General features: G+C 62.2%; 20 protein-coding genes. 3 read left to right on the top strand and 17 right to left on the bottom strand.

The genetic code is table 11. The features are described from left to right. Positions 1-31: 31 nt before the first annotated feature. The 9 genes from JS536_RS03155 to JS536_RS03115 all read right to left on the bottom strand — a co-directional run bounded on the left by JS536_RS03155 (position 32) and on the right by JS536_RS03115 (position 9,527). Positions 32-817, bottom strand: a complete 786-nt coding sequence (locus JS536_RS03155) for a hypothetical protein (protein ID WP_214355742.1) — start codon at positions 815-817, stop codon at positions 32-34. Continuing rightward, a complete protein-coding gene (locus JS536_RS03150) occupies positions 814-1,755 on the bottom strand; it encodes an ABC transporter ATP-binding protein (protein WP_214355741.1) in 942 nt (313 codons plus the stop codon). Before JS536_RS03150 ends, JS536_RS03155 begins: the two co-directional genes overlap by 4 nt. Continuing rightward, positions 1,752-2,276 carry a hypothetical protein gene (locus JS536_RS03145; RefSeq protein WP_240544233.1) on the bottom strand — a complete coding sequence of 175 codons (525 nt, stop codon included), beginning with the start codon at positions 2,274-2,276 and terminating at the stop codon, positions 1,752-1,754. Before JS536_RS03145 ends, JS536_RS03150 begins: the two co-directional genes overlap by 4 nt. A gap of 138 nt (positions 2,277-2,414) precedes the next feature. Beyond that, a complete protein-coding gene (locus tag JS536_RS03140) occupies positions 2,415-3,077 on the bottom strand; it encodes an ATP-binding cassette domain-containing protein (RefSeq protein WP_214355740.1) in 663 nt (220 codons plus the stop codon). A 3-nt stretch (positions 3,078-3,080) separates the two neighbouring features. Next, on the bottom strand, positions 3,081-5,144 hold the full coding sequence (locus JS536_RS03135; protein WP_214355739.1) for a hypothetical protein: 2,064 nt from the start codon (positions 5,142-5,144) through the stop codon (positions 3,081-3,083). Between the two features lie 226 nt (positions 5,145-5,370). Beyond that, the gene (locus JS536_RS03130) at positions 5,371-7,071 is read right to left on the bottom strand and encodes a glycosyltransferase family 39 protein (RefSeq protein WP_214355738.1); all 1,701 of its coding nucleotides are present in this window, start codon (positions 7,069-7,071) and stop codon (positions 5,371-5,373) included. Then, complete coding sequence (locus tag JS536_RS03125) at positions 7,068-8,249, bottom strand: glycosyltransferase family 2 protein (RefSeq protein WP_240544232.1); 1,182 nt, start codon at positions 8,247-8,249, stop codon at positions 7,068-7,070. Before JS536_RS03125 ends, JS536_RS03130 begins: the two co-directional genes overlap by 4 nt. 284 nt (positions 8,250-8,533) lie before the next feature. Next, complete coding sequence (locus JS536_RS03120; protein WP_240544231.1) at positions 8,534-9,013, bottom strand: ASCH domain-containing protein; 480 nt, start codon at positions 9,011-9,013, stop codon at positions 8,534-8,536. Beyond that, positions 9,006-9,527 carry a GNAT family N-acetyltransferase gene (locus JS536_RS03115; protein WP_214355737.1) on the bottom strand — a complete coding sequence of 174 codons (522 nt, stop codon included), beginning with the start codon at positions 9,525-9,527 and terminating at the stop codon, positions 9,006-9,008. The genes JS536_RS03120 and JS536_RS03115 overlap by 8 nt, the downstream gene beginning before the upstream one ends. Positions 9,528-10,029: 502 nt before the next feature. Here JS536_RS03115 and JS536_RS03110 point away from each other — a divergent pair. Next, positions 10,030-10,299 (top strand): type II toxin-antitoxin system RelB/DinJ family antitoxin, encoded by a 270-nt coding sequence (locus tag JS536_RS03110; RefSeq protein ID WP_214355736.1) that lies wholly within the window; start codon positions 10,030-10,032, stop codon positions 10,297-10,299. A 192-nt stretch (positions 10,300-10,491) separates the two neighbouring features. Here JS536_RS03110 and JS536_RS03105 read toward each other — a convergent pair whose 3' ends face one another. The 4 genes from JS536_RS03105 to JS536_RS03090 form a co-directional block, all read right to left on the bottom strand. Further along, on the bottom strand, positions 10,492-10,881 hold the full coding sequence (locus JS536_RS03105) for an SdpI family protein (RefSeq protein WP_214355735.1): 390 nt from the start codon (positions 10,879-10,881) through the stop codon (positions 10,492-10,494). 104 nt (positions 10,882-10,985) lie between these two features. Next, a complete protein-coding gene (locus JS536_RS03100) occupies positions 10,986-12,317 on the bottom strand; it encodes a hypothetical protein (protein ID WP_214355734.1) in 1,332 nt (443 codons plus the stop codon). Then, positions 12,296-13,000, bottom strand: a complete 705-nt coding sequence (locus JS536_RS03095) for a response regulator transcription factor (protein ID WP_214355733.1) — start codon at positions 12,998-13,000, stop codon at positions 12,296-12,298. The genes JS536_RS03100 and JS536_RS03095 overlap by 22 nt, the downstream gene beginning before the upstream one ends. A gap of 91 nt (positions 13,001-13,091) precedes the next feature. After that, positions 13,092-13,493 (bottom strand): VOC family protein, encoded by a 402-nt coding sequence (locus JS536_RS03090; RefSeq protein ID WP_214355857.1) that lies wholly within the window; start codon positions 13,491-13,493, stop codon positions 13,092-13,094. Positions 13,494-14,073: 580 nt separating this feature from the next. Between JS536_RS03090 and JS536_RS03085 the strand changes: the two genes are divergently transcribed. Beyond that, entirely contained in the window at positions 14,074-15,396 is a 1,323-nt protein-coding gene (locus tag JS536_RS03085) for an MFS transporter (protein ID WP_214355732.1), read from the top strand. 22 nt (positions 15,397-15,418) lie between these two features. On the opposite strand, the gene JS536_RS03080 is transcribed toward JS536_RS03085, so the two are convergent. Next, positions 15,419-16,021, bottom strand: coding sequence for a Type 1 glutamine amidotransferase-like domain-containing protein (locus JS536_RS03080; protein WP_346427456.1), 603 nt, complete (start codon positions 16,019-16,021; stop codon positions 15,419-15,421). 133 nt (positions 16,022-16,154) lie between these two features. On the opposite strand from JS536_RS03080, the gene JS536_RS03075 reads away from it, so the two are divergent. After that, positions 16,155-17,588, top strand: a complete 1,434-nt coding sequence (locus JS536_RS03075; RefSeq protein ID WP_346427455.1) for an MATE family efflux transporter — start codon at positions 16,155-16,157, stop codon at positions 17,586-17,588. A gap of 3 nt (positions 17,589-17,591) precedes the next feature. Here the strand turns inward: JS536_RS03075 and JS536_RS03070 are convergent, their stop codons facing one another. The 3 genes from JS536_RS03070 to JS536_RS03060 all read right to left on the bottom strand — a co-directional run bounded on the left by JS536_RS03070 (position 17,592) and on the right by JS536_RS03060 (position 22,670). Further along, on the bottom strand, positions 17,592-17,843 hold the full coding sequence (locus tag JS536_RS03070; protein WP_214304487.1) for a hypothetical protein: 252 nt from the start codon (positions 17,841-17,843) through the stop codon (positions 17,592-17,594). A gap of 397 nt (positions 17,844-18,240) precedes the next feature. Next, complete coding sequence (locus JS536_RS03065; protein WP_214355730.1) at positions 18,241-21,846, bottom strand: ATP-binding protein; 3,606 nt, start codon at positions 21,844-21,846, stop codon at positions 18,241-18,243. Then, positions 21,843-22,670, bottom strand: coding sequence for a DUF4194 domain-containing protein (locus JS536_RS03060; RefSeq protein WP_214355855.1), 828 nt, complete (start codon positions 22,668-22,670; stop codon positions 21,843-21,845). The genes JS536_RS03065 and JS536_RS03060 overlap by 4 nt, the downstream gene beginning before the upstream one ends. Positions 22,671-22,692 lie beyond the last annotated feature (22 nt).

Genomic DNA, 22,692 nt, shown 5'->3' with positions numbered 1-22,692 from the left:
GTAGCCATAAACAGATTCCTTCTGCATGGTTTTAGATGTCCCTTTGCGTCTGTGCCGCGCATGCGGTGATGGCCGCGATGATGACGTATGCCAATGCGATCAGTCCGCTCAGCGTCGGATTCATGCCGGGAGACTGGTCCAGTATGGCGGTGCCGGCGATGGAAGGCAGCCACTCGTGCAATGTCTGAGGGGCTGGCAGGTTCGCTGCGATGATGGGCAGCAGATAGTACAAGGCGATGTAGGCGATCGCGCCCTTGCCGGTCGAATTGAAGGCCACGCACAGTGAGGCGGCGACAAGCATGCGCCCTGTAAGTATCAGCGCCACGGGGAGGCAGAGGAGCAACGATGCGGACAGCGGTGCGGGCCATGCCTGCGCCGGTACGACGGAGCCGAGGATGAGACGGGAAGCGCCGGTCGCGGCAAGCCCTCCGACTATAGATGCAAGGAAACCGGCGGCGACGATGCCGGCACACAGGGTCAGGAACAGTCGCGTCCGTTTCGGCTCGATCAGGAACAATGGCATGGCCGTGGCCGTGTCGGTCAGGACGCGGACGGATAGCAGCGCCGCGATGATCGCCACGGGTTCGCTCATGGGCATGACCGCCCCGGCGATGCTTGGTCCCAATCCCGTGAGCGTGGCAAGGCCATCGAGTCTGGCATCGGAGGAGAACATGAGCCGGACGGAGGCGCTGGTCAGTGCGGCGAACGCGGTGAACGCTACCGGCAGTCCGGTCCATGCCATGAGCGGCGCGGGGCGGCATACCACGTAACGCATAAGCAGCATCAAGCGTCGCAAACACTGTCCGTACCCGTTCATGATGTGCCTTCCTTTTCCGAAGACCGGCGAATCATGCCAATCATCACATCGCGCAGCGTCGGCTCGACGTGGTCGAGTCGAACCAGTGGAACATCGCGTCTGGCCGAGACGGAGAACACATCGGCCGCATCCATCCGTCGGGCCAGGTACAGGCCGTTCTCCACGGAACGAATGTCGGCTCCCATCGCGGTCAGATCATCCAGCACCAGGGCTTTTCCGGTTTCGTCCACATCGGGAGCGAACCGGAATACGGTTCCCGACTCGACACCACCGGTGGCAATGACCTGTGCGAGCGGACCGTAGGCCATCTGCCTGCCGTGCATGATGATCAGCACGTGAGTGGCTATGCGTTGCAGTTCGTCGATCTCATGGGCGGCCAGAATAACGGTCTTGCCGGCAGCGGCCCATTGTTGCAGCAAATCGTGCAGCCACAGCCTGCCGGCGATGTCCAGTCCGTTGAACGGCTCGTCCAACACGATGATCGGCGCGTCGGCGAGCATCGCCCCAGCCACGCCCAACCGTTGGCGCATCCCCGTGGAATACCCCTTGATCCGGGCCTTCGGCCAGCGATCCAATCCGCAATCGTGCATCACGCGGCGCACACGACGACGCGCGTCGGGCAATCCCATCATGCCGGCCATGAACGTCAGATACTCGCCGCCCGTCATCGACTCGTCACCCAGACGCCCGCCCAGAAACACGCCCACATGCAATCCGGGCTGTTCCAGCAGCCGGTACGGGCGTCCCATAATCAACGCTCGGCCCTGACTGGGAGCGGACAGACCGAGCACCATGCGCAGCGTGGTGGACTTGCCCGCCCCATTCGACCCGGCCACCGCCAGCACCTGACCCGGCCAAGCCTCGAAATCGATCGGACCTACCGTCGGACCGGACGCATACCGCTTGACCAAACCACGGGCCTCGACCGCGGCGTTCATGAGAAAACCTCGTCGTGACGAACCGTCGGCTCCGAATCTTGCACATCCGCCTCGTCGTCGACCGTCCCATCGTCGTCAACGGTATCCGGTTCCGCCGGCTTCTCCTCCAAACGGACAACCCCCTTACGCTGGTCCAGCACCTCATGCACCAGATAAACCACGAACGGCACATACAACAGACTGCACACCATCGTCACGATCATCCACGAGAACTGGCGACGAGCCCACTGCCGATACGCCGACACCAGCCAAGCCGCCGAACACGACCACTGGAACACCGTAACCTGCACGGCGGCGGGCGGCGCGGACGGGACCCCGGCCAACAGATTCGAGAACACCTCCCGCGCATACCCGCCATACGAAGGCAACGCCACGACCTCCGCGACTCCCAGCCATGCGATCAGCACTCCGGCCAACACCAGATACCACCAGTGCAACGTCGCCCGCCGACCATTGGCGATACGCCACTTGACGCCCTCGAACCAGACCGAAAGCCTGACCGATATCGTGCGACCATCCATGACGAATCCCCTTCGACAATCACTGTGATACATCGATATATAACGTCGTCATGCAGGACGGGACAACATGCTGTCAAGCAATCGCATGACAGTGGCCCCGAACGTTACTGTTCCATCATCAAGACCGCCGACGGCACATCACAGTTGGATGGTCCAGTCGCATGATTCGGCCACATGGTCGGAGTGGGTGGCGATGATGACGACGCCGCCGTGCTCAGCCATGTCGCGCAGGGTGTGGATGACCATGTCGGCGTTGTCGTGGTCGAGGGCGCCTGTCGGCTCGTCGGCGAGTATTATCGCTGGGTTTTTCACGATAAGGCGTGCCAGCGCCACTCTTTGCTGCTCGCCTCCGGAAAGCTGGTAGACCGGCTCCTTTTCACGATCGACCAGGCCGACTTGCTGCAGGGCTTGGGATATGGCGGTTCTCCTTGCTTGTGCCGAACGGTGAAGCAGGGCGACGTTCAGGTTCTCCTCGATGGTGGCGTTGTCGATGAGCGCGTAATCCTGGAATAGATAGCCGAGCGTCTTTTCCCGGAACAGGCGCGTGGCGCAGGAACGGTATCGGGTGATATCTCGCCCGTTGACCTCGATAACGCCGCTGTCCGGTTTCTCCAGTAGTCCAATGCAGTTCAGCAGGGTGCTTTTCCCTGATCCCGATGGCCCGGTGAGGGCAATCATCTGCCTCGGACGGACCGAGAACGTGAGATCCTTCCACAGCAGGTGGCTGCCGAAGGATTTGGAGAGATCCCTGATGTCGAGCCGCGTTGTGGACGGCGTGTGATCGGATGGTGCGGTGGTCATCGGTTACTCCTCCCGGGTGTGGGCCTGGACGTTTCTGCGCACGTATATGGCGGTGGACAGCATGCAGACCGCGAAACTCGTCACGGCGATGAGCATGGCAAGGAGCGGCTGGTATCCGTCGAGCAGCGACGGATTGTTCTGGGCGTATGAGACTACGGTCCGCCCGGCGGCCCGAACGGCCTGCGCCGCGAACCATATGCACGGGGCGGCCATCAGCGCCGATTCGACCATGACCAGACTCAGATGGGTTCTCACGAAAGACCATCCGTGAATGTAACGGGCGAAGATGGTCTGGGCACGTTCACGGACCCTGATCTGGGCGATGGCCACGGCCGAGGCGATAAGGACGATGACGGACATCGCGACGTTGTATACGTGGACGATCAGGTCCGACCTGAGCTGCGCGTAATGCGCTGCGGCGCTTTGCCCGGCATCGTTTACGGCGAAGATGAAGTCCTTCAAGCCGGCCTGTCGCGAGGAGACAAGCGCGTATCGTGTGCTTTCCAGCAGCGCGTCGCCCTGGCTGGCATACGCGGCGTAATCGTCGGCGGACAACAGTCCGCTATCATTGTCGGCCACGACGATCAGCGCGTCGTCGAACAGGGCCGGGGTGTCGGGCAGGGCGGACCCGTAGCCGAACAGCTGCTGGCCCCTGTCGCCGCGCACGTAATCGATCTCGGGGACGGCGATGCCGCGGGCGGATGTCCGGGATTGCACCCAGCTGCCGATCGCATTCTCGTATGTTTTCGTGGTCGCCGCATCCGCGGCATACGGTATCACCACCGTGACACCGTCGCCGCCGGCCGTCAGGCGATGCCCGTCATCGTCTTTGACCGTCTGGTGCCGCAGATAGTTGCCGTTGACCAGCAGCACCGTGCCTGATACCGTTTGCCCGTCGTCCGCCGGGGACGACATGAACCGAAGGTCGTCTTCATGGGCTAGGACCATCCGTCCTTCGTTCTCGGCCCGTTCCAGCCATTCACCGGTTTTGCGACTGTATTCGTCCTGTTCCTCCGGTGACATGTTCGGATTGAGATGCACCTGTGCCACCCCGCCGGCGTCCCGCCATGCCTCCTGGGCCTGCTGCTGGTTGTGCAGGTCGCCCAGAGCCGTGAAGAGAAGGGTCACCGCCCATATGGTGATGAACACGGCCGGCACGCGGACGCAATACACCATGATGGAAGGCAATCTGCAGGGCAGTCGCCCCTTGACCGCGGACAGCAACGGCTCCGCGGATGCGATCGCGAACCCCACGCCATAGGCGGCCGTCATGACCACACATACGGCCAGGAAGATCACGGCCGACAGCATACCGAACAAACTCCACTGAGCCCCGTGGTTGTACGCCATCACCGGCCCGCATACGACGGTGGCCACGACGCACATTCCCAGCAGGCAGGCGGCCGCATTGGCCTTGACATCCCACCCCATCAACACCAGCGGACCCGCCCCGTGGAGCCTCTGTACGGCGTATCCCTTCGCGTTCATCAAGGCGAAACCGCCCGCGAGCGTCGCGCACAGCAGCAGCGCGACGACCAAACTCACCCCGACAGGCCTGCCGATGACCCATTGCGCATACGAGCCAAGGAAGCTCGTCTTGACCAGGACGTTGTACCCCTGATCTCGCAGTTCACGCTGCATGTCTACCGCCGACGTGGCCGACCCGTCGAACACGTAGTACGTGCCACGGGGATCGGAGCCGGCCAAGTCGCCCATCCGGCCAACCGTGGTCCGCATCGAGGTGTTGAACGACGGATAACCATGATTGATCCACGACGCGGCCCCGCCGGCAGGATTGCCCACGGCGACATATACATGCCTGACCCCGCCGGGGTCCTGCACATCGGCGACATTCTTGACGATATTGACCCTGTTCGCCTGCGCCACCTCGGATATCACGTCGATCGTCTCCTCGCTCCTGACCCGAGGGGACGAACCAGACACCTGCACGGTGGCCCGCACCGCAAGAGGCGCCGACAAATCCAACGCATTCAGAATCAGAAACGATCCCAGAACCGCGACGAAAGCCGCGATCCACAACGCAAGACGAATGGAACCACTCCGCATAGCCCCTCCCTCTTTCTAGAAACGTTTGGATAAGACGAATCCCCTTCGACAATCATGTGATAAGTCGATATGTCGATATATAGCGTCGTCATGCAGGTCGGGACAACATCATGTCAAGCAATCGCATGACAGTGACTTCGGCGATGGCTCTTGGCCCGTCCAGTCTCTCCCATTCAGCGTTGCTCCTTAACAGATGCCTTCATGGTTCCTGTTCCGCGAGAACCGGTCATCGATGGTAGGTGATGGCTGCGTTCGCATCACGTTTGATGATCCCGGTTTGCGTCCATTGGTCGGCTGTGGAGCCGAGGAATTTGTCGTAGTTGCGCGTTGTGGACCAGGACAGGAGCGTGAACCGGTTCGCACTGAGATCGGCGACGGTTTTCAGTTGCGCGGCGGAATCATGCAGCGGCGCGTATCCGCCGCGATCGGGAACGTCGCCCGGTTCCAGGAAGTAGTAGTACGGGCAGTCGCGGTAGTACCAGTATGCGTCGATGTACGTGTACTCGTCCTGCGCGACGACCGGCTGCGCGGCCGAGCAGACAACCTGTTGGCTGAGCTCGGCCGATCCGGGCGTATCGTTGCGGTCGAAGCTATGGTTGCCGCGCACGTCGTACACAATCGTTCCGGCAATCAGCGTCGCAAGGACCACGACGTAGACGAGTACCGCGCGACGACCGCGCAATCGATATGCGATGACGCACGCCAGCGCGAGCGTGGCATAGAAGAACGGCGCGACCACGCTCAGATAGCGCACGGAGAACATGCCGTATCCGCCGCTGAATAATTCCTTTACGGCAGACCATGCCATCAGCGATGCCGTCGGCACGGCGAACAGCATGATGATCAGCCCCGTGGCTTCGGCGGACTGCTGCGATGCCGTCGTGCTAACCGGCTGTTGCTCGCGCCAATGTTCCGCAATGAGTATGCCGACGATCAACGTCATCGTGGCCGCAACCAGCAACGAGACAATCGACGGCAGCTCCGTTTCCGTCATGCCGAGCAGCATGATGTCGAATGTGTTGGCCACGCCGGACATGTTCGCGCGTCGACGGACCGGAGGCAGTACGGAACTTCCGCCGAGCTGGCCCAGCAACGCCGGCATCCACGGCAGGAACAGTATGACCGACGTAGCATAGGCGAACAGCCATCGCCATGCGGACAGTTGTTGCATGCGCCATGAGCGCGCGGTGAGCCAGATCGCGTGCGTCAGCCATACGAATGCGGTCAGATACAACGTCAGCATGCCGAGCGTGACGGTCACGGCGTACGCGCACCACCATGCGATGCGACGACGTCGATCATGTGATCGGCAACAGTCGCCTTGTCGATTACCCACGTCAATCTCGGCCGCATCCGAAACGCGATGCTGACGGTCGCGCTGCCCGATCAACCCGACCGCGTGCAACAGCATCGCCGTGCCACCCACGGCCAGCAGCATCGCAGGCGAGTACATACGCAGTTCATAGCCGTAGCGCAGCATGAATCCGCCGCACACCAGCATCAGCATGCACGCCACTGCGACGCGGTCGCCGAACAGGTCACGCATCAACATGATCAGCACGAACACGGCAAAGCCGAGACATACGCAGTTCGGCAGTCGCAGCAATGCAACATTGTCGCCGGCGACGGGCATCCAAGTCTTGAGCAGCAGATAGTACAGCGGCGGATGCGCGTCGACGGCGGTGAGCGCGACCAGCTCCGATACCGGTCGACTCGCCAATATCAGCGAATACTGCTCGTCGAACCACAATGATTGGCTGCGGCCCATCAGCCAGCTCAACACGGTCGTCGCCAGCGCGCAGCAGGCGGCCTGTGCGGGAATCGAGCGGCGGATGGCGGATGCGATCCAACTGGCACGGCCATCGTCGGTGCTTTCACAGGCATGTCCGGTGTCCGGAGTGACGGCTTCGTTCTTCATCGTCGTCATGACGGCATCTTCCTGTCATGTGCCGGACGGTCGAAACAGGTATTACTGGCATTGTGAACGTTGATGTTGCCGTCGCGCACGATGTAGTTCGGCCGGCGTTTGGATTCCAGGTACGTGTTCGCCAGATATCGGCCGATGATGCCCAGGCACATCAGCTGCAGTCCGCCGATGAACGTGATGATGCACGCGAGCGACGGCCAGCCGGCCACCGGGTCGCCGAACATGGCCGCACGAACCGCGATGAAACAGGTCGCTCCGAACGCGACGGCACACAGCAGCAACCCGATGTACGAGGCTACGGCCAGCGGCACCGTGGAGCATGACATAAGACCTTCAATCGCGTAGCGGACCAATGCGAAGAAATTCCAGCTGGACTTGCCCGCGGCCCGGCGCGTGTTCGGATAGTCGATCCATGCCGTATGGAATCCCACCCATGCGTACAGTCCCTTGGAGAACCGGTTGCGCTCGGTCAGCGACGTCAACGCATCGACGACCCGGCGGCGCATCATACGGTAATCGCGCGCGCCATCAGGCACCTCGACCGGCGACATGGCGTTCATCAGCCGGTAGAACATATGTGCGCACACGGATCGAATCGGCGGCTCGCCCGCGCGCGTGGTGCGTCGTGTCGCCACGCAGTCCAGTGTTGGGTCGTCGGCAAGCATCGCGAACATGCGCGGCAGCAGCGACGGCGGGTCCTGCAGATCCGCGTCCATCACCGCCACGAGATCGCCTTGCGCGGCGTCAAGCCCGGCGAGCAGCGCGCCTTCCTTACCGAAATTGCGGGACAGCGACAGCCAGCGGATTGTGAAGGGCGGCATATCCAGGTTTGACGCGGGGATACCGCTGGTACGGCGTGATTTCGCCGGGTTATGGCATGACAGTTGCTGCCCATCCGCGGCCTGCCTCAACAACGCTGCCGTTCCATCCGTGGAACCATCGTCTATCAGCACTACTTCGGCCGTCGTGCCGGGATACGCCACCATGATTTCGCGGACGGCCTGTGCGGCGGATGACAGGAACAGCGGCAGGCACTCCTCCTCGTTATGGCAGGGCACGACGATGGACAGCATGACCTGCCGTTCATACGCATTGCTTGCGATATCCATCGCAGCATGGAGTCTGCGTTTCACAGGAGCATGAGTGGCATGGCAATGCCGCGAATATCGATTGACCATGATCGCACCTTCTTCCCGTCGGCGAGCGCCACCTTGCAATCCGCCGTATGACTTGTGTCAGTACGATTCCAGTGTGCGTTCGTCGGAACGTGGAACATGCCTGTATCACCCCTGGTTCGTCGGACGCATTACCCTCATTGCCGTTTCAGGGTATGTGGGGGTGACGTAAGGGAGTCCAAACGAGTGTTGGCAGCCGCGCCCTCTCTCCCGAACCATCGTGGTTCAATCGGTGAGACGCGAATCGTCATTGCATGCCGTTGAGGGTTGATGCTCGTGCGGATCGTTTAGCTGTTCCTCACAGTGTTCATGCAACGTTCCGTGACGGTGAAGCGTTCCAATACCACGAGTGTGTCGTCGTTGATGGGGAACGTCGGGTCGGCGAACCATGCGCGGTATTCTTCGGAGTTCCAATACGCCTCATGCGTGCGCCGCCATTGCGCCGCGGTCGTATCGCCTTCGCCTTCGGCCAAAGCATGTCGGTCGGTGACGTCGGCCAAGCGAATCACGGCGACATCGGTGGTGGCTAATACCGCTACAGCTTGTCCGTCGGAATCGACCAGTACGGAACGGCCGCCGATGCGGGGCAATGGATCGCCGCACTCCTCATAGTCGATCAGCAGCGAGGCGGTGGCTGTCTTCACGCCGTCGAGAATCAGTCCGACCAGCCGATCACGTGCCGGTCCGGGTGCCATGAACTCGGCCTTCGGCAGATCGGCGTATTCCGGAAACAGCGGCAGAGTCGGCATCGTCGTATCGTCACTCATCGCGTATTGTTCCTTTACTCGTGTCGATGCGCGTGTAGTATTCCCGTTCGTCCTCATGGTCGATGTGTGCGCCGCAATGCCGCTGCACCGCGAGGCTCGCAGGATTGGTTTTGTGCACGCTCAGATACGCTTCTTCGATGCCGAGGTCGCGCGCCTTGGCGAGCGTGAGCTTCAGCCCGGCGGTCGCGTAGCCTCGGCCACGGTATTCACGGGCGATGCCGTAGCCGATGTGGCCCGGCCCGTTGCACAGGAAGTCGGTGAGCCGGTGACGCAGGTTGAAGATGCCCACGTACTCGCCTTCGTCGTTGACGAGGATGTATTTGGTGGCCGGCACCCAGCCGTCCGGCAATCCGATGCCCAGCGACTCGTCGCGCAGACCCTGCACGTATGCGGCGAACTGCTCATGGTCCATGCCGGCCGCGGGATTCTCGAATCCCGTCTCCTCCGCCGGGAACTTCACGAACAGCTCGAACGCGCGCTCCGGGTCCGCCATCCATGTCTCGATCAACTGCATAGTCGCCTCCCTTGTTACGATGCGGATCACATTACCCTCGGCCGGCCGGATCACCGCGTTTTCGTTGCCTGCTGTCGTCTAAAGATGACGGATTCCGCTTCGATTGGCATGAATCGGCAGCATGCGGTCATCATGGAATCCGCCTGGCATGGTGTCGGTCAGCCGGTGTCGTCGGCATCAACAGCAGATACTTCCTGCCTCTGATGCCGTCGTTTGGCCATGCAGTGTGTCAGACCGGCGCGCGCAATCAGTCGTCTGCGTGCGCCGGTCTGACACCGTCGTGCGTTCTAAGGATACTGTCGCAGGGAATCGTATTTCCTTCATGATGATTGTTCACGAAGAATCATGCCAATCAGAGGAGTGTTTGTCATCCAAAGACGACAAACATGAATCCAGTAATCATGCTCGCCTCGGTCACAGATATCGACAAATACTATGTGCATTGACTATTGTCATACAAACTTATACCATTATCTTACGTATTGGTGTTGGGAGGTTAACGATGAGCATGGCATCGGTCACCGTCCGCGTGGATGCGGACACCAAGCAAAAAGCCGCGTCCATCGCCGAGGACTTCGGCCTGGACCTGTCCTCGGTTACTCGCGCGTTCTATAGGCAAATCGTTCGCGAGAAGCGCATCCCAATCAGTCTTTCCTATACGACCGTGCCGGACGAAACCATGCAGGCGTTGGCCGAAGCGAAGAGCAAGATCGCCGACGGCAAACCACGGTTCAACGACGCCGACGACATGTTCGACTCGCTGGGAATCTGACGGATACTCAAACCGGATTACACCGCCGTGTTCATGCGCACCGGCAGCCATGACGAGCTGCTGGGCAAATAACCGCTTTGCCGCAGGGCCTCGTAGCAGTCGGATCCCATAAGTGACAACGTCGCCGATGGCGTTCAACGCAGTTAAAAGCAATTCGGCGACGTCTTCAAACCATTGCATGGGATCTTCAATTCATTCACGGTTCCCCAGTGCAGCATCCAAATAGTGGTTCTTGGCGTCGTGATTCGCGATGATTCCGCATATGACAAGCCATGCGACGAGTATGACGGCAAGTGCAAGGAGCATCCACCACCAGATCATGTCCATGGTATTGATGTCACGGGCCGCGATCATGCCTACCGCCACGTCTAATGGCATCGTAGCGACCAAAACGCCACAGCCGAGGAACACAAACGCATACTTGCGGTGTACGTACTCCCACGTCTCGTCCGAGGCGATGATCCAGCGAGTCTTGATGCCAATCTGGTAATTCCTCTCCAATTGACCGTTCTTCGCGAACCCATACATGGAGAAACACCACTGCGCCACCGGCAGGAAGAGAACGATCAGGCAAAGAAGCATATCCCAAATCCTTTCCGATGCCCTCAATGATAATAATCGGCGAACCCGCACGACAGACGATGTCGACTATGGTTGACGGGGACTATCGGAGAACAATGAGATCACTATGACAATGGAACACATGGCAGGGTCGCGTGCAGAATCCAGGTGTTGTCTTCGGCGGAGGTGCTGATCGAACCACCGAGGGATGCGAACCGCATACGGTGCAGGGAGAGGCCTTTGCCGGAGTGGGGTTTGTCCGGCAGGAGAGAGTGCTCGGCGATGTCGTTGACCTGATCGACGGACAGGCTATCACGATTGCGGCGTACGACCACGCGGTACTCGCCGGACGGATCGCCGTGCACGGCGATGTTGGTGTACAGCTCGCGCAGCAGATTGATTACGGCGGACTCTCGCTCGTGAACGACATCATCCGAATCCGTCGGTTTGTGCTCGGGCAGGTTGTCAATCAGCGTTGAGTCTCCGGTGAAGCCGAGCTGCGCGAGATATTGGTCGCCGTGTTCCAATACATCGCGGACACGTTTGGGGAACGTGGTGCAGGACGAGGGTGTTGTGGCCGAGCCTCCGTTTTCGACATCGTCGTCGCCGGTATGTTCGGCGTCACCGTAGTCGATGTCGTTTCGCGGAGAGACGTCGTTGTGACCATCCCCAATGGGATCAGGGGCCTTTCCGGTATCCGTGTCATCATCGTTTCCATCGAGCATGTCGATGACCGTGCGCACCTCGCCGAGTGTGTCGATCGTACGCCGGTACAGGTCGTCGAGCAGCTCGACATGCTCGATATTCGTCTCGCGTGAGCGTTCGTAGTCCAAACGCATGGCCATATACGCGAGATCGCTCGTCACCGCATCGTGAATCCTGCTCGCGGCCCGCGCGTCGCGGCGCATAGCCTCCACCCGGTCTCGCTCCCGCTCGTACCGCAGCCGGTCCTGTTCCGCCTGCACGGCCACAGCCCTCCACGACATCGCGCGTCCGAACGCATACACGACGAAGAACGACACCAGCAATATCACGTAGTCGCCGAACGGAACCCCGGCGCGGGCCGCGACCATCCAACGCACCGCGGCGATCAACGGCGGCAACAGCCACCACCAGCGCGACCTGCCATACCGACCAACGGCCGCCAACGCGACCCACATGCCGTAGAACAGGCTCGCTCCACTCATATCCGGCAGGAAGGCGCACGCCACATACGTGACGGCGATTGCCACGCTCATCGGCAACGGGTAAAACGGCAGCACCAGCAGGCATAGGATATGTACGACCGTGAGCACCGTGGTGGCTGCAAGTTGTGCGGGATACTCGACCATCTCCAACACCGTCAACCCGGCGGACAGCAGCACGACGCACCACATGACCGGCCCCACACCGGCCGCTCGGATACGCTCACAGATCCACGCACCTGCGCGTCTGATCAGTCCTGCAACATCAGCCATTCAGCCACCGCCTGCGTCCGGTTCCGCGCACCCAGCTTCTTCGCCGCACGCATCACATATGTCTTCACCGATGACTCGCCTACCTGCAACAGCTCGCCGATCTCACGTGAGCTTCTGCCCTGCGCGCACAGTCGCATGACCTCGCGCTCACGCTCCGTCAGCGACGTCACGGCAGCAGCCGAGCCAGTACGGGAGCCGCCGCCGGCAACCGTTCCGGCCTTGGCTTCAGCTTGCGCCGCAAGCAATGCATGCGACTGCGCGGCGGTCAAATCGGACACATACCGGGTCTGCGGCATCCGACCGTTGACCAGCGCGACCGCCGCATCGCAGATATCCTTCACCCTCGCCTTGTCCATCACGCACTGCGCGCCGGCAGCCAGAGCATCGGCCGCGTAATGCTCCAACGAAAACGATGTGATGCCGATCAACACCACATCGGTCGTCGTCGCACGTACCTGCCGGCACACCTCGATGCCGTTCAATCCTTCCAGAGACATATCAACCAGCAGCACATCCGGCCGGGAACCGGCAGACAGACAGCGTGCGACCGCGTCACGGCCGTTCCGGCACACCCATGCCATGCCCACGTTGGGAAGCTCCCGCCGAACCAGCAGCGTCAGCATCTTCAGCGTCAGTTGGTCGTTGTCCACCATCGCAAGGCTGAAGCGCTCGCCGTCGTACATACCTCACCACCTCGTCATACCGCCATGCCACAAGGACATCGCGCCCATTCCTGCATTGGGATTACCCCGCATCACGCCTTGCGATGCGTATTCAACGTTCCTGACGGTCCTCGAACCAACCGGACCAATCGACCACGGCCTCGATGTTGTTGCCGTCCGGGTCCAGCACGAACGCCGAATAGTAGCCGGGATGGTAGGGTCTGGGACCGGGAGCCCCGTTGTCCCGGCCGCCGGCTGCGAGCGCGGCCCGGTAGAACGCCTGCACGGACGCGCGGTCTGGGGCGAGGAACGCGATGTGGGTGACCGGCGAGGATTCCGCGTCGTCCATCGGCGAAACGTAAAAGTCGGAGTGGAGCGTGCCGTCGTCCACACCGAAGCCGATCGTCGGCTCGTGATGTGCTTTGGTGACGTATCCCAGTGGGGCGAGCGCCTGCCGGTAGAACGCGATGCTGCGTTCTACGTCCCGTACGTGCAAGGTGATGTGATCCAACATGACTGCCACTGTACGCGCATTGTGTCTGGTCTGTCCGGCTTCTGGTCACACCTCTTAGCTGGAAGCGGAAATCGGGAGCATCCACTGTTCGCCGCCCGCTGGACCAAGATCTGGCCGCAAACCAGTCAGACCCGTAACGCCCTATGGTCCGTCCTCACCCCGAACGCGAAAACCACCGGCGGCGACGCGCCCACCCTCAACGCCACACAAACCACCATCACCACCAACACCGCCACATATCTCGGGCGTTTGCTCCGCTCACAGCGAGCTATCATGAACATATATGCAATGTTGCGGGAATGCCAACCTGAGCATTCCGGCAACGGGACAGCGTTGTCATAGCGTAAGGGAGACTTGCATGTACGTCGTTCTGGAATCGTTCGCATACGACTAGGCGGATTGACGGTCTATCTCTTTCCGTCTCTTCCCTATCGCCGCGGGCCGCTTCGGGCTCGCGCGATATGTTGTTATGCCTGATTTCCGAACGCATCCCATGAACGCGAAGCCGCGCTCGTCATAATCGTCTGTGCCCGATTGGCTTTCGCATGCCGTTCATGGCAGTCATGAAACGAGTTTCACCATGAACACCGAAACCCACCCATCTAATCACTCCCCTGCCGAAACCGCGCACAACACTCGCTCACTGTGGAGGCTTGCCGCGTACCGCAACTGGTTCGTCGCCGACACGGCCGACGTGTTCGCGGTCAGTCTGCGTACGTTCGCCATTCCGCTGGTCGGCCTTGCCCTGTCCGGTTCGCCGTTCGTCTCGGGTCTGCTGGTCACCATCGAATCAGCCATAGGACTGGCGCTGATATCGATCGGCGGCGCAATCGCCGACCGTCACGACCGCAGACAACTGATGATTCTGCTTGGCTTGGCCGGTATGGTCCTGTCCCTCGCGACGACCGTCCTGCTGGCCGCCGGCATGATGAACGCGATCCTGTTCGCGCTGTTCGTCGTCCTGTTCGCCGTGATGAACGGTCTGCTGGGGCCTTCCAACGATGCGATGCTCAAATCGATCGTGCCGATGGAACGGTTCGCCAAGGCGCAGGCGATACGTGAGGCGCGAGAATCCTGCGTCGAACTGTCCGGCGGGGCGATCGGCGGACTGCTGTACAGGATCGCCGGATGGTTCCCGTTCCTCGCATCCACGGTGCTCTACCTGGCGGCGGCCCTTACCGCATTGGCATTGCCGAAGAGGACGGCAACCGCGGTCGGGAGCGATTCGTCATCATCGGAGCGTCCGACCGCCGGCGGACAGACGACGAATCCGTCATTCCTCGCCCAGTTCGTTGAAGGCTGGACATGGACGTTGACCAGGCGGACGGTGCTCGCGGCCATCGCGCAAGGTGCGGTCATCAACGTCGCCTGCTACGGGAGCATCATCGGCGTGCAGATCATGCTCGCCGCCCGCGGTACGGACGCGGCGCTCATCGGCCTGGTCGGCACGGCCACCGGTATCGCGGCATTGCTCGGTTCGCTGGCCGCCGGCTGGTTGGTCGACCATATTCCGACCGGCAAACTCATCATGCTCACCTTCGCCATGTTCACACTTGCGATGGTTCCGCTGCTGTTCACCGACTCATACGGCGTGATCGTCGCGTGCATGACGGTCGCGTCGCTGCTGTTCCCTGCGTTGAACGCCGGCGAACTCGGGTTCATCTACGGTCGCACCCCGGACCACATGCAGGGCAGGGTGTCCACCGTATTCGAAACCGCGATCGGTGTTCCCGGAGCCCTGACACCCGCGCTGGTCGGCTGGCTGCTGCAGACATCCGGGTTCGGTTTCCGGGCGGTCATGATGCTGGTCGTTGCGTGCGCAGGTCTCGGCCTGTTGCTCGCCTGCGTCACCCCAACGAGGAATATCCCGCTGCCGGCGCAGTGGGAGCAGGCCGAACTGTAGACGACCGCCGCGGTACGGCGAATCACGCGGGAGTGCCACGCAGGAATCGCGTCGCGCTCCCGCGGACCGCAATCGCCTCGTTGTTGTGCATCGGCTTCATCGCGTATCGTCCGGCGTACCTTTTCATGATGGTGCGTGTGGATGTCAGGAACGGCAGGCTTCCCCAGTGCGGTACCGGGCGGAAGTCCACAAATCCGAGCGCTTCGCAATCCGCGTAGCCGTGCAGGTCGGGGGCTTTCGCCGTACTGTCCATCCAACGGATGTAGGCGATGTTCGGCGAAGCGACGACCGACCCGGCGGACTCCCCCACATACGGTTTGCCCGCAATCACCGCCTCGCGGATAGCCTTGTCGGTGCCGCGACGCCGCAGTTCCTGCAGCAGATAGAATGTGTTGCCGCCAGCCACATAAATCAGATCGTCGCGGCCGATGCGGCGGCGTATCTCATCAGGGGTTTCGGCCGCCACATCCAGCACATCAACGTGGATTCTCAATCGTTCAAATGCCCGCTCGGCCGCGCGCACATGAAAGCGCGGCCATGATGCCCGGCTCGCAGTGGGGATGAAGGCGACGGTGGCATCAACATCCACGACCTCCGGCATGCATGCGGGCAGCAGCGAGGCCACATTCGCGAACAATGACGTCAACAGCAATCTGCTCATGCCACCGACCGTAATAGGCTATTCGGCCGTTTCTGTAACCATACGGTTAGTCACGTCAACGGTCCCCGCGACGGCACTGGCGATACAATGTCCTCTCGTGACGAAACGCGAGACAAATGAGCGGGCGGAGACGGCGACGAGGCGGCAGACCGCCAATGACGACCTTGGCACAAAGCCGATCGGACGACTGGCGGTGTCGCTGGCGATTCCGGCGGTGGTGGCGCAGGCGTGCAATGCGGCGTACACGATCGTCGACCGTCTGTTCCTCGCGCATATCCCCGGTGCAGGCGATCTGGCGATGACCGGTGTGGGCGTATGCTTCCCGATCACGCTCGCCGTCTCCGCATTCGCGATGCTCGTCGGCATGGGCGGCGGCCCGCTCGCATCCATCGAACTCGGCCGCGGCGACCGGGACAAGGCGGAACGCTACCTTGGCACGTCGGTGGCGGCAATCGTCGTGATCTCGATTGTGCTGTCGGTGCTGATCCAGCTGTTTAAGACGCCGGTTCTCGTGCTGTTCGGCGCAAGCGACGCCACGTTGCCGTACGCGGTCGATTTCCTCACCGTGTACCTGTCCGGCACCCTGTTCGTGCAGCTTGCGTTGGGCCTCAACACATTCATCACCGCACAAGGCAAGGCGCTCGTGGCGATGGGTTCGGTACTCATCGGCGCGCTGAGCTCGCTGGCTCTCGACCCGCTGTTCATCTTCGCGCTCGGCATGGGCGTGCGAGGTGCGGCGTTGGCGAACGTTGTGGCGCAGGCGATGTCGGCCGCATGGGTGATTCGGTTCCTGGCCTCCTCGCGCAGCGCCATTCAGCTTCGTCCTCGGAACATCCGGTTGACCCGTCTGCTCGGTCCGATGCTGTTTCTCGGCGTCTCGCCGTTCATCATGCAGATCACCGAATCCGTGATTCAGGTGGTGTTCAATGCGTCGCTGCAACGGTACGGCGGCGACTCCTATGTGGGTGCGATGACGATCATGACGAGTCTCATGCAGCTGATCTTCGTGTTCTCGCAGGGCATCTCGCAGGGCGTGCAACCGATTATCGGCTACAACTATGGCGCGGGATTGTATGCCCGCGTGCGACGCGCGTATTCGGGCACCATGATCGTGCAGGTCGCCATCAACTGCACGATGACGACGCTGCTCGCGATGTTCCCAGGGCCGGTCGCTTCGCTGTTCACTTCGGATGCGGCAATCATCGACGTGGTGACGCGCACGTTGCCCTACTTCGTTTGCGGCATGGGCGTGTTCGGCATCCAGAACGTGGTCCAGTGCGCGTTCGTGGGCATGGGTCAGGCGAAGCCGTCGCTGTTCCTGGCGATCTTCCGCAAACTCATCCTGTTGGTGCCGCTGGCGCTGGTGCTGCCGCGGCTTGGGCTCGGTACGACTGGCGTGTTCATCGCCGAGCCGATTTCCGATGCGACTTCGGCGATCGTGGCCGGACTGCTGTTCGCATGGTATGTGCGACGACTGCTGGCGGGAACGTCCGACACGGCCACGGCAACCGGAGCAACCGGGAGTCGCTGACCGTCAGCGGCAGGCCCAGGCCATGGTCCAGTCCTCGGCGGCACCGAGGTCGGGGGTCATGTGGTGGAGGACGGCGTGGTTGCCGACCAGCTCGAAGTCGACGTCGGCGGGCACCTTGTTCGGAGGCATGATGACCGTGGCGTTGAAGGGAAGCTCCTTGGTGAAGCGCACGATGCGCGCCTCGAAGCCGGAGGGGCATCCGGACAGACGCTCGGCGTAATCGAAGGGATGGGTGTTGTCCTTGATGAACATCATGGGAATGGCCTTTCAAAAACTGTAGTAAAAGCCGCGCCGCTCATCGACGGCATTGCGGCAGCGATGGCAAAGATGACAAATACGGCGTGATGCCGGTCGCGGTGGTAAGGATGCGAGACCTCGGCACTGCCGACGTATGCAATGGTGGAAACAATGGCGATTTGCCGAAAACGGTAAATGACGCAGCGTCTGATCTTCAGTCACATTCCTATCCGAAGATGAATGCTATGACGACTGGTCAAGATGAATTCGAATTCAATGATGCAAACGCTTTCGTATGAGAGCATAGCACATGTTCTCATACGAAAGCGTGCCACGCGCAATTACGTTTGTTACACGAATGCGTATTCAATGCGAATGGTCGCGACAGCACGCATGGCACAATCGCGACCATATGTCAGTCTGCGCTTTTCTCGGTGCCGGTCTCGGTTCCGGGCACACCTTCAGTCTCAGTAGAGGCCTCCTCGTAGCCACTCCAGGTGGCCTCGCGCAGGGAGGTGAATCCGCTGGACGCATCCTTGACCGTGACGTATGCCTTGGTGGACACCTCGATGATCTCGCCCGTCTTGCTTTCGGGCGCGGAGACGATGACCTGGAAGCCGAGGCGCGGCAGCACGCCCAGGGCGCGCTGGGTGTAGCGGCCGTCGGCCTTGATGAGCGCCTCGTCGAGGAACAGCGTGGTGTAGCTGGGCTTGAGCCGGTTCTCCATGCCGCCGCCGAGCAGATAGATGAGCGCGGCACCGTATACGAACGACGTAAGCTCCTGCAGTGCGCCGCCGGAACGGCCGCCGGTCGAGGTGATGCGTTCGTCCTGTCCGTCGTCATGATGCACGATTGCGTAGAACGATGAACGGCAGCGCGGGTCGAGGTCGCGCGCGCCGTAGCTGCGGATGCCGTTGACGTCCTTGACCTGTGCGAGTTCCTGACGCAGCAGTTCGATCATCGGCGCGCACGCCGCGAACGCCCGCTTCGATTCATTCGCACCGGAATCCGCGCCGGACTTCTCGGAGCGGGTGCCAGTACCAGCCGTCCCCGCCTGTCCGGATTTCCAATCGTTGAGCGTGCCGATGGCGCGTTGCAGCTGCGACGAGAACGCGCGGTCGGGGCGGCGCACGTCTGCGTGCAGCGAGAGGTTGCCGTGGCGCGGACCGAATTTCTGCCCGTCGAGCATCTGGTTGATACGGTCGAGCTGGTCGCGGATGTCGCCCGCGTCCGTGTCGATGGCTCGTTTGATGGTCAGCAGGCTCATGAGCAGATGGTCGAGGCATCGCCGGTATTCGGCGTCCGTGGCGGCCACCGCGGCCAGATGCGCGAGGCTGTCGAGTTCCTCGAGATAGTACCGGTAGTCGTTCACGCTGGCGGTGAGCGCGTCGTCGTCGGTCGCATACCGTTCGATGTACGCGCTCATCTTCAGTTCGACGTTGGTGCGTGCGGTCTCGATGCGCTCGTTGAGCGTGAGGATGTGCGTGGCCAGGTCCTTGCCGATGCCGTCGATGATGCGGTCGGCGAACGTGCCGCCCGATTGCGGTTGCGCGGTTCCGCTCGGCGCCGTCAATCCCGCGCCGATGATCATGTGCGCACGTAGCGCCGCATCGGGGAATCCGGCGAACCGCTGCTCGTACGCCTGCGTGAGTTCGGTGATGATGTCGTCGCCGAGCATCGCCCATGCGGACACGGACGCGGCCGTACCGGCGGCATCACCGTCACCGTTCCGATGCGTATCCAGCCAAGCACGTCCCGCCTCGACGGCCGCGGCGGCGGATTTCGCCGCCTGTTCGGCCTCGATCTGCTGGCGTTGGACGCGGGCAAGTTCCTCGCTCAACGTGTCACGCATGTCGGCGAGCTTGGCGAGTTTCGGATTGTTCCTGATCGAAGCGATCGTGTCCTTGATTTCGCCGATATGACGCGCGGCGCCGTCCACGTCAATCTTCTCCCAGGCCGTGTAGGCGAGCTGGTCGGCGAGTTCGCGCTCGCGGTGCAGTCGGTCGACCGCCGCCTTCGCGTCCGCATACTCCTGTGCCGCCTCGTCGGCCTGGGCGCGGGCGGCGTCGATCTGCGAGCGCAGCAGTTCCAGATACCGTTCGTTGACGAAGCCGATGATCTGCTGGCGGTCCTTGACGCCGTGTTGGCCTCGTTTGCCGGATTTGATCTGTCCGTCGAGCTGTACCTGGCGGGTGTCGTGGTCCGTGTCGTCGATGGCCTTCACGCAGCGCGCGTCGAACCGGTCGGACCGGGTCTGCTCGCGCAGCCATCCGGCGAACGGGGAGTCCTCACGGTAGCGCAGTTTGTCGGACATCCATGCGTCGGAATCGGACGCGGCCACCGCATCGGTCTCGCCGTCATCGTAGTCGTGCGTGGTGTCGACGAACTGCCAGGTGCGGCGGGCCATCGCATGCGGGTCGATGGCGCTCACCTTGGCGGCGAAGCCCTGCTCATGCCGCTTGTCCACGAGGATGGTCTGCGCGATCGGCGCGTAGACCACGTTCATCGCGAGCCGCCATTGTTCCTCCGTGTCGCGCACGTCCATGAGTTCGGCGACGTACGGCAGTTCGTCGGCGCTCAGCCCGGTCGCCCGGCAGAGCATGGCGCGCGTCTCGTCCATCTGCTGCGTGATGCGCGTGCGTTGCGCGCTCTGCCGCTGGTAGTCGCGTTCCAGCGTACGCAGGGTTTCGCGGGCCTCGGATTGACGGCCGAATGCCTCGTTGCGCGCCTCTTCGAGCTCGTTGTTGCGCCGTTCGTAGGCGACTTTGAACGTGACCGCATCGATGCGTGCCTGTTCCCAGGCCTTCTCGTCATCGGGCATGACTTGTCCCGCCGCGTCGTAGCCCGCGGCGATACGGTCGCGGACGGCTTGCACATCCTCCAACGTGCGTTGCGCTGCGTCGAGCTCGAATTCGAGACGGGCGAGATTGCCGCCGTCCAGGCTTTGCATCTGGCTGCGGATCGCGTCGATGCGCGAGCGCAGGTCGTCCGCGCGACGGCTGGCTACGATCGCATCGGTCTGGCGTGCGGTCCGTTCGGCTTCGTCGGCCGGCAGCTGCGCGGCGGCTTCGTCGGCCATGCGCGCGACCGCCCATCGCCGTATCGTCTCCTCGCCGGATGGCGTGGACGGGTCGACCGGCATGAACCGGCGTGCCTGCCGTTTCGTTTCGCTGTATCGCTCGTAGCCGTCGCGGATGTCTCGCAGCTTGGCCATGCGGTTGGCCTTGTCTTCCATGGCTTGGAAGTTCTCCGCGTACCGGTCGTAGTCGTCGACCGTGGTGCGTGCCAGGTCGAGTGCCTCCGGCACGCCGAGCACGCCCTGTTTGAAGATGTCGTCGAGCCGGGAGGGCGCGTCGGCCGACTGGATCTTGGCGAGCAGACGGCATGCTTCGGCGCTCAGGCCCATCACCGACCAGATGTGCTCGTGGAAGGCTTCGGCGCTGGGGAACGTGAGGCATTGCGGGTATGCGGTTTTCAGCTGCGTGGGTGTGAATGGCGCGTCGCGGTAGGCGTCCATCGCCCGCGGGTCGATCGGCCGGTCCCAGACCGCGTATTGGCGGCGTACGGCGTTGCGTTCGTCGCCGGGCATGAGGTAGAGGAACTTGGCGCATGAGAGCGTCTGCCCGTCGGTCAGGTTGCGGTAGGTGTCGACGATAGCGCCCCAGACGGCCTGGGGTGCGCCGTTCGCGTCCCGTCCGCGCAGGTAGATCGGCCGGTCGCCGTCGCCGGTGTCGCCCACGCCGACCATGCCGAGCAGGTACGTGTAGTCGCTGCGTTCGGAGCGGCCGGAGTTCGAGGCCTTGTTGAATGGGGTGCCGGTCGGGTAGAGCAGGGAGATCTGCGCGTCCACGAGCGTCGATTTGCCGGATTCGCTGGCACCGGCGATCAGCGTCACGGGCAGGTTCCGGTCCATGGACGGACGGAATTCGTGGTATCCCTCGTATGAGCCCCAGTTGATGAGCTGGCGGCTTTCCATCATCCACCGGTCGGCGATCATCTGCAGGTCCTTGGCCATCGTCACTCCCCTTCCCCGTCGCGTGCCGCATCCGTCTCGTCCGTCGAATCAGTCGCGGCTTCAGCCGTCTCATCACCGAAGAGCGGCGCGGCGTAGTCCGTCTCATCGATGGCATTCTCGTCTTCCGCCGGCGGTTCATCGGATGCGGCCGACGTGCCGGACGCTGGGATGTCGGCCGCCGTCTCGAAATCGTTGTCGGCGACGTTCAGCCAGGTGCCGGCCAGTTCCCGGTCGAGCACCACCGGCACGAGCGGCGTGATCCGGTACATGGTCTCGTCGTCCGTCGTGCGTTCGAGATACCCGTACGTGCACATGGCCGACACGATCGCGCCGACCTGTTTGAGTACGGTCTCCTCGTCGTTGCGCGCAGCCAGGAAGCCGGTACCGGTGGCGAGCGCGGCGCGGATCTCCTCGAAGCTCACCAGCCAATGGCCGGTGGATTCGCGTGAGTTCTCGTATTCGAGCACGCGGATGCGCAGGAACGCGAGCAGCGCGGCCTCCTCGCGTTTGAGGCTGATGCGGGTTTTCAGCGCGCGCAGCGTGATGTCGGGGCCGGCCACGGGCATGGCGATCATGATGCGGTAGCGTTCGTTGACGACCAGTTCGAGCAGGTCGTTATTCAGCGAGCGTGTGACGGCGTCGAGGTTGTCGAGCACCGTGTCGTACAGGTCGCCGGAGATGTAGCGTTCGCGTTTGAGGGCGATCGCGGCCATGCGCGCGTCGGCGGTCATGTCGCCGCGGTCGCCTTCGAAGAGGGCGTATGGGTTGACGGCGCCTTCGGCCGGGTTCGTGGCGTCCTGCGTCTCGTCGGCGGTTGCGGTGCCGGTCATCGTGTCCGTGTTGTTCATGGGT

This window comes from Bifidobacterium sp. SO4, from assembly GCF_018555355.1.
GTDB lineage: Bacteria > Actinomycetota > Actinomycetes > Actinomycetales > Bifidobacteriaceae > Bifidobacterium > Bifidobacterium miconisargentati.
This window is presented reverse-complemented; position numbering and strand designations above follow the sequence as displayed.

What these genes read in the sequence shown, in the direction of transcription:
- JS536_RS03155 (WP_214355742.1), bottom strand. Translation starts at nt 817, where the DNA reads ATGAACGGGTACGGACAGTGTTTGCGACGCTTGATGCTGCTTATGCGT.
- JS536_RS03150 (WP_214355741.1), bottom strand. Translation starts at nt 1,755, where the DNA reads ATGAACGCCGCGGTCGAGGCCCGTGGTTTGGTCAAGCGGTATGCGTCC.
- JS536_RS03145 (WP_240544233.1), bottom strand. Translation starts at nt 2,276, where the DNA reads ATGGATGGTCGCACGATATCGGTCAGGCTTTCGGTCTGGTTCGAGGGC.
- JS536_RS03140 (WP_214355740.1), bottom strand. Translation starts at nt 3,077, where the DNA reads ATGACCACCGCACCATCCGATCACACGCCGTCCACAACGCGGCTCGAC.
- JS536_RS03135 (WP_214355739.1), bottom strand. Translation starts at nt 5,144, where the DNA reads ATGCGGAGTGGTTCCATTCGTCTTGCGTTGTGGATCGCGGCTTTCGTC.
- JS536_RS03130 (WP_214355738.1), bottom strand. Translation starts at nt 7,071, where the DNA reads ATGACGACGATGAAGAACGAAGCCGTCACTCCGGACACCGGACATGCC.
- JS536_RS03125 (WP_240544232.1), bottom strand. Translation starts at nt 8,249, where the DNA reads ATGGTCAATCGATATTCGCGGCATTGCCATGCCACTCATGCTCCTGTG.
- JS536_RS03120 (WP_240544231.1), bottom strand. Translation starts at nt 9,013, where the DNA reads ATGAGTGACGATACGACGATGCCGACTCTGCCGCTGTTTCCGGAATAC.
- JS536_RS03115 (WP_214355737.1), bottom strand. Translation starts at nt 9,527, where the DNA reads ATGCAGTTGATCGAGACATGGATGGCGGACCCGGAGCGCGCGTTCGAG.
- JS536_RS03110 (WP_214355736.1), top strand. Translation starts at nt 10,030, where the DNA reads ATGAGCATGGCATCGGTCACCGTCCGCGTGGATGCGGACACCAAGCAA.
- JS536_RS03105 (WP_214355735.1), bottom strand. Translation starts at nt 10,881, where the DNA reads ATGCTTCTTTGCCTGATCGTTCTCTTCCTGCCGGTGGCGCAGTGGTGT.
- JS536_RS03100 (WP_214355734.1), bottom strand. Translation starts at nt 12,317, where the DNA reads ATGGCTGATGTTGCAGGACTGATCAGACGCGCAGGTGCGTGGATCTGT.
- JS536_RS03095 (WP_214355733.1), bottom strand. Translation starts at nt 13,000, where the DNA reads ATGTACGACGGCGAGCGCTTCAGCCTTGCGATGGTGGACAACGACCAA.
- JS536_RS03090 (WP_214355857.1), bottom strand. Translation starts at nt 13,493, where the DNA reads ATGTTGGATCACATCACCTTGCACGTACGGGACGTAGAACGCAGCATC.
- JS536_RS03085 (WP_214355732.1), top strand. Translation starts at nt 14,074, where the DNA reads ATGAACACCGAAACCCACCCATCTAATCACTCCCCTGCCGAAACCGCG.
- JS536_RS03070 (WP_214304487.1), bottom strand. Translation starts at nt 17,843, where the DNA reads ATGATGTTCATCAAGGACAACACCCATCCCTTCGATTACGCCGAGCGT.
- JS536_RS03060 (WP_214355855.1), bottom strand. Translation starts at nt 22,670, where the DNA reads ATGACCGGCACCGCAACCGCCGACGAGACGCAGGACGCCACGAACCCG.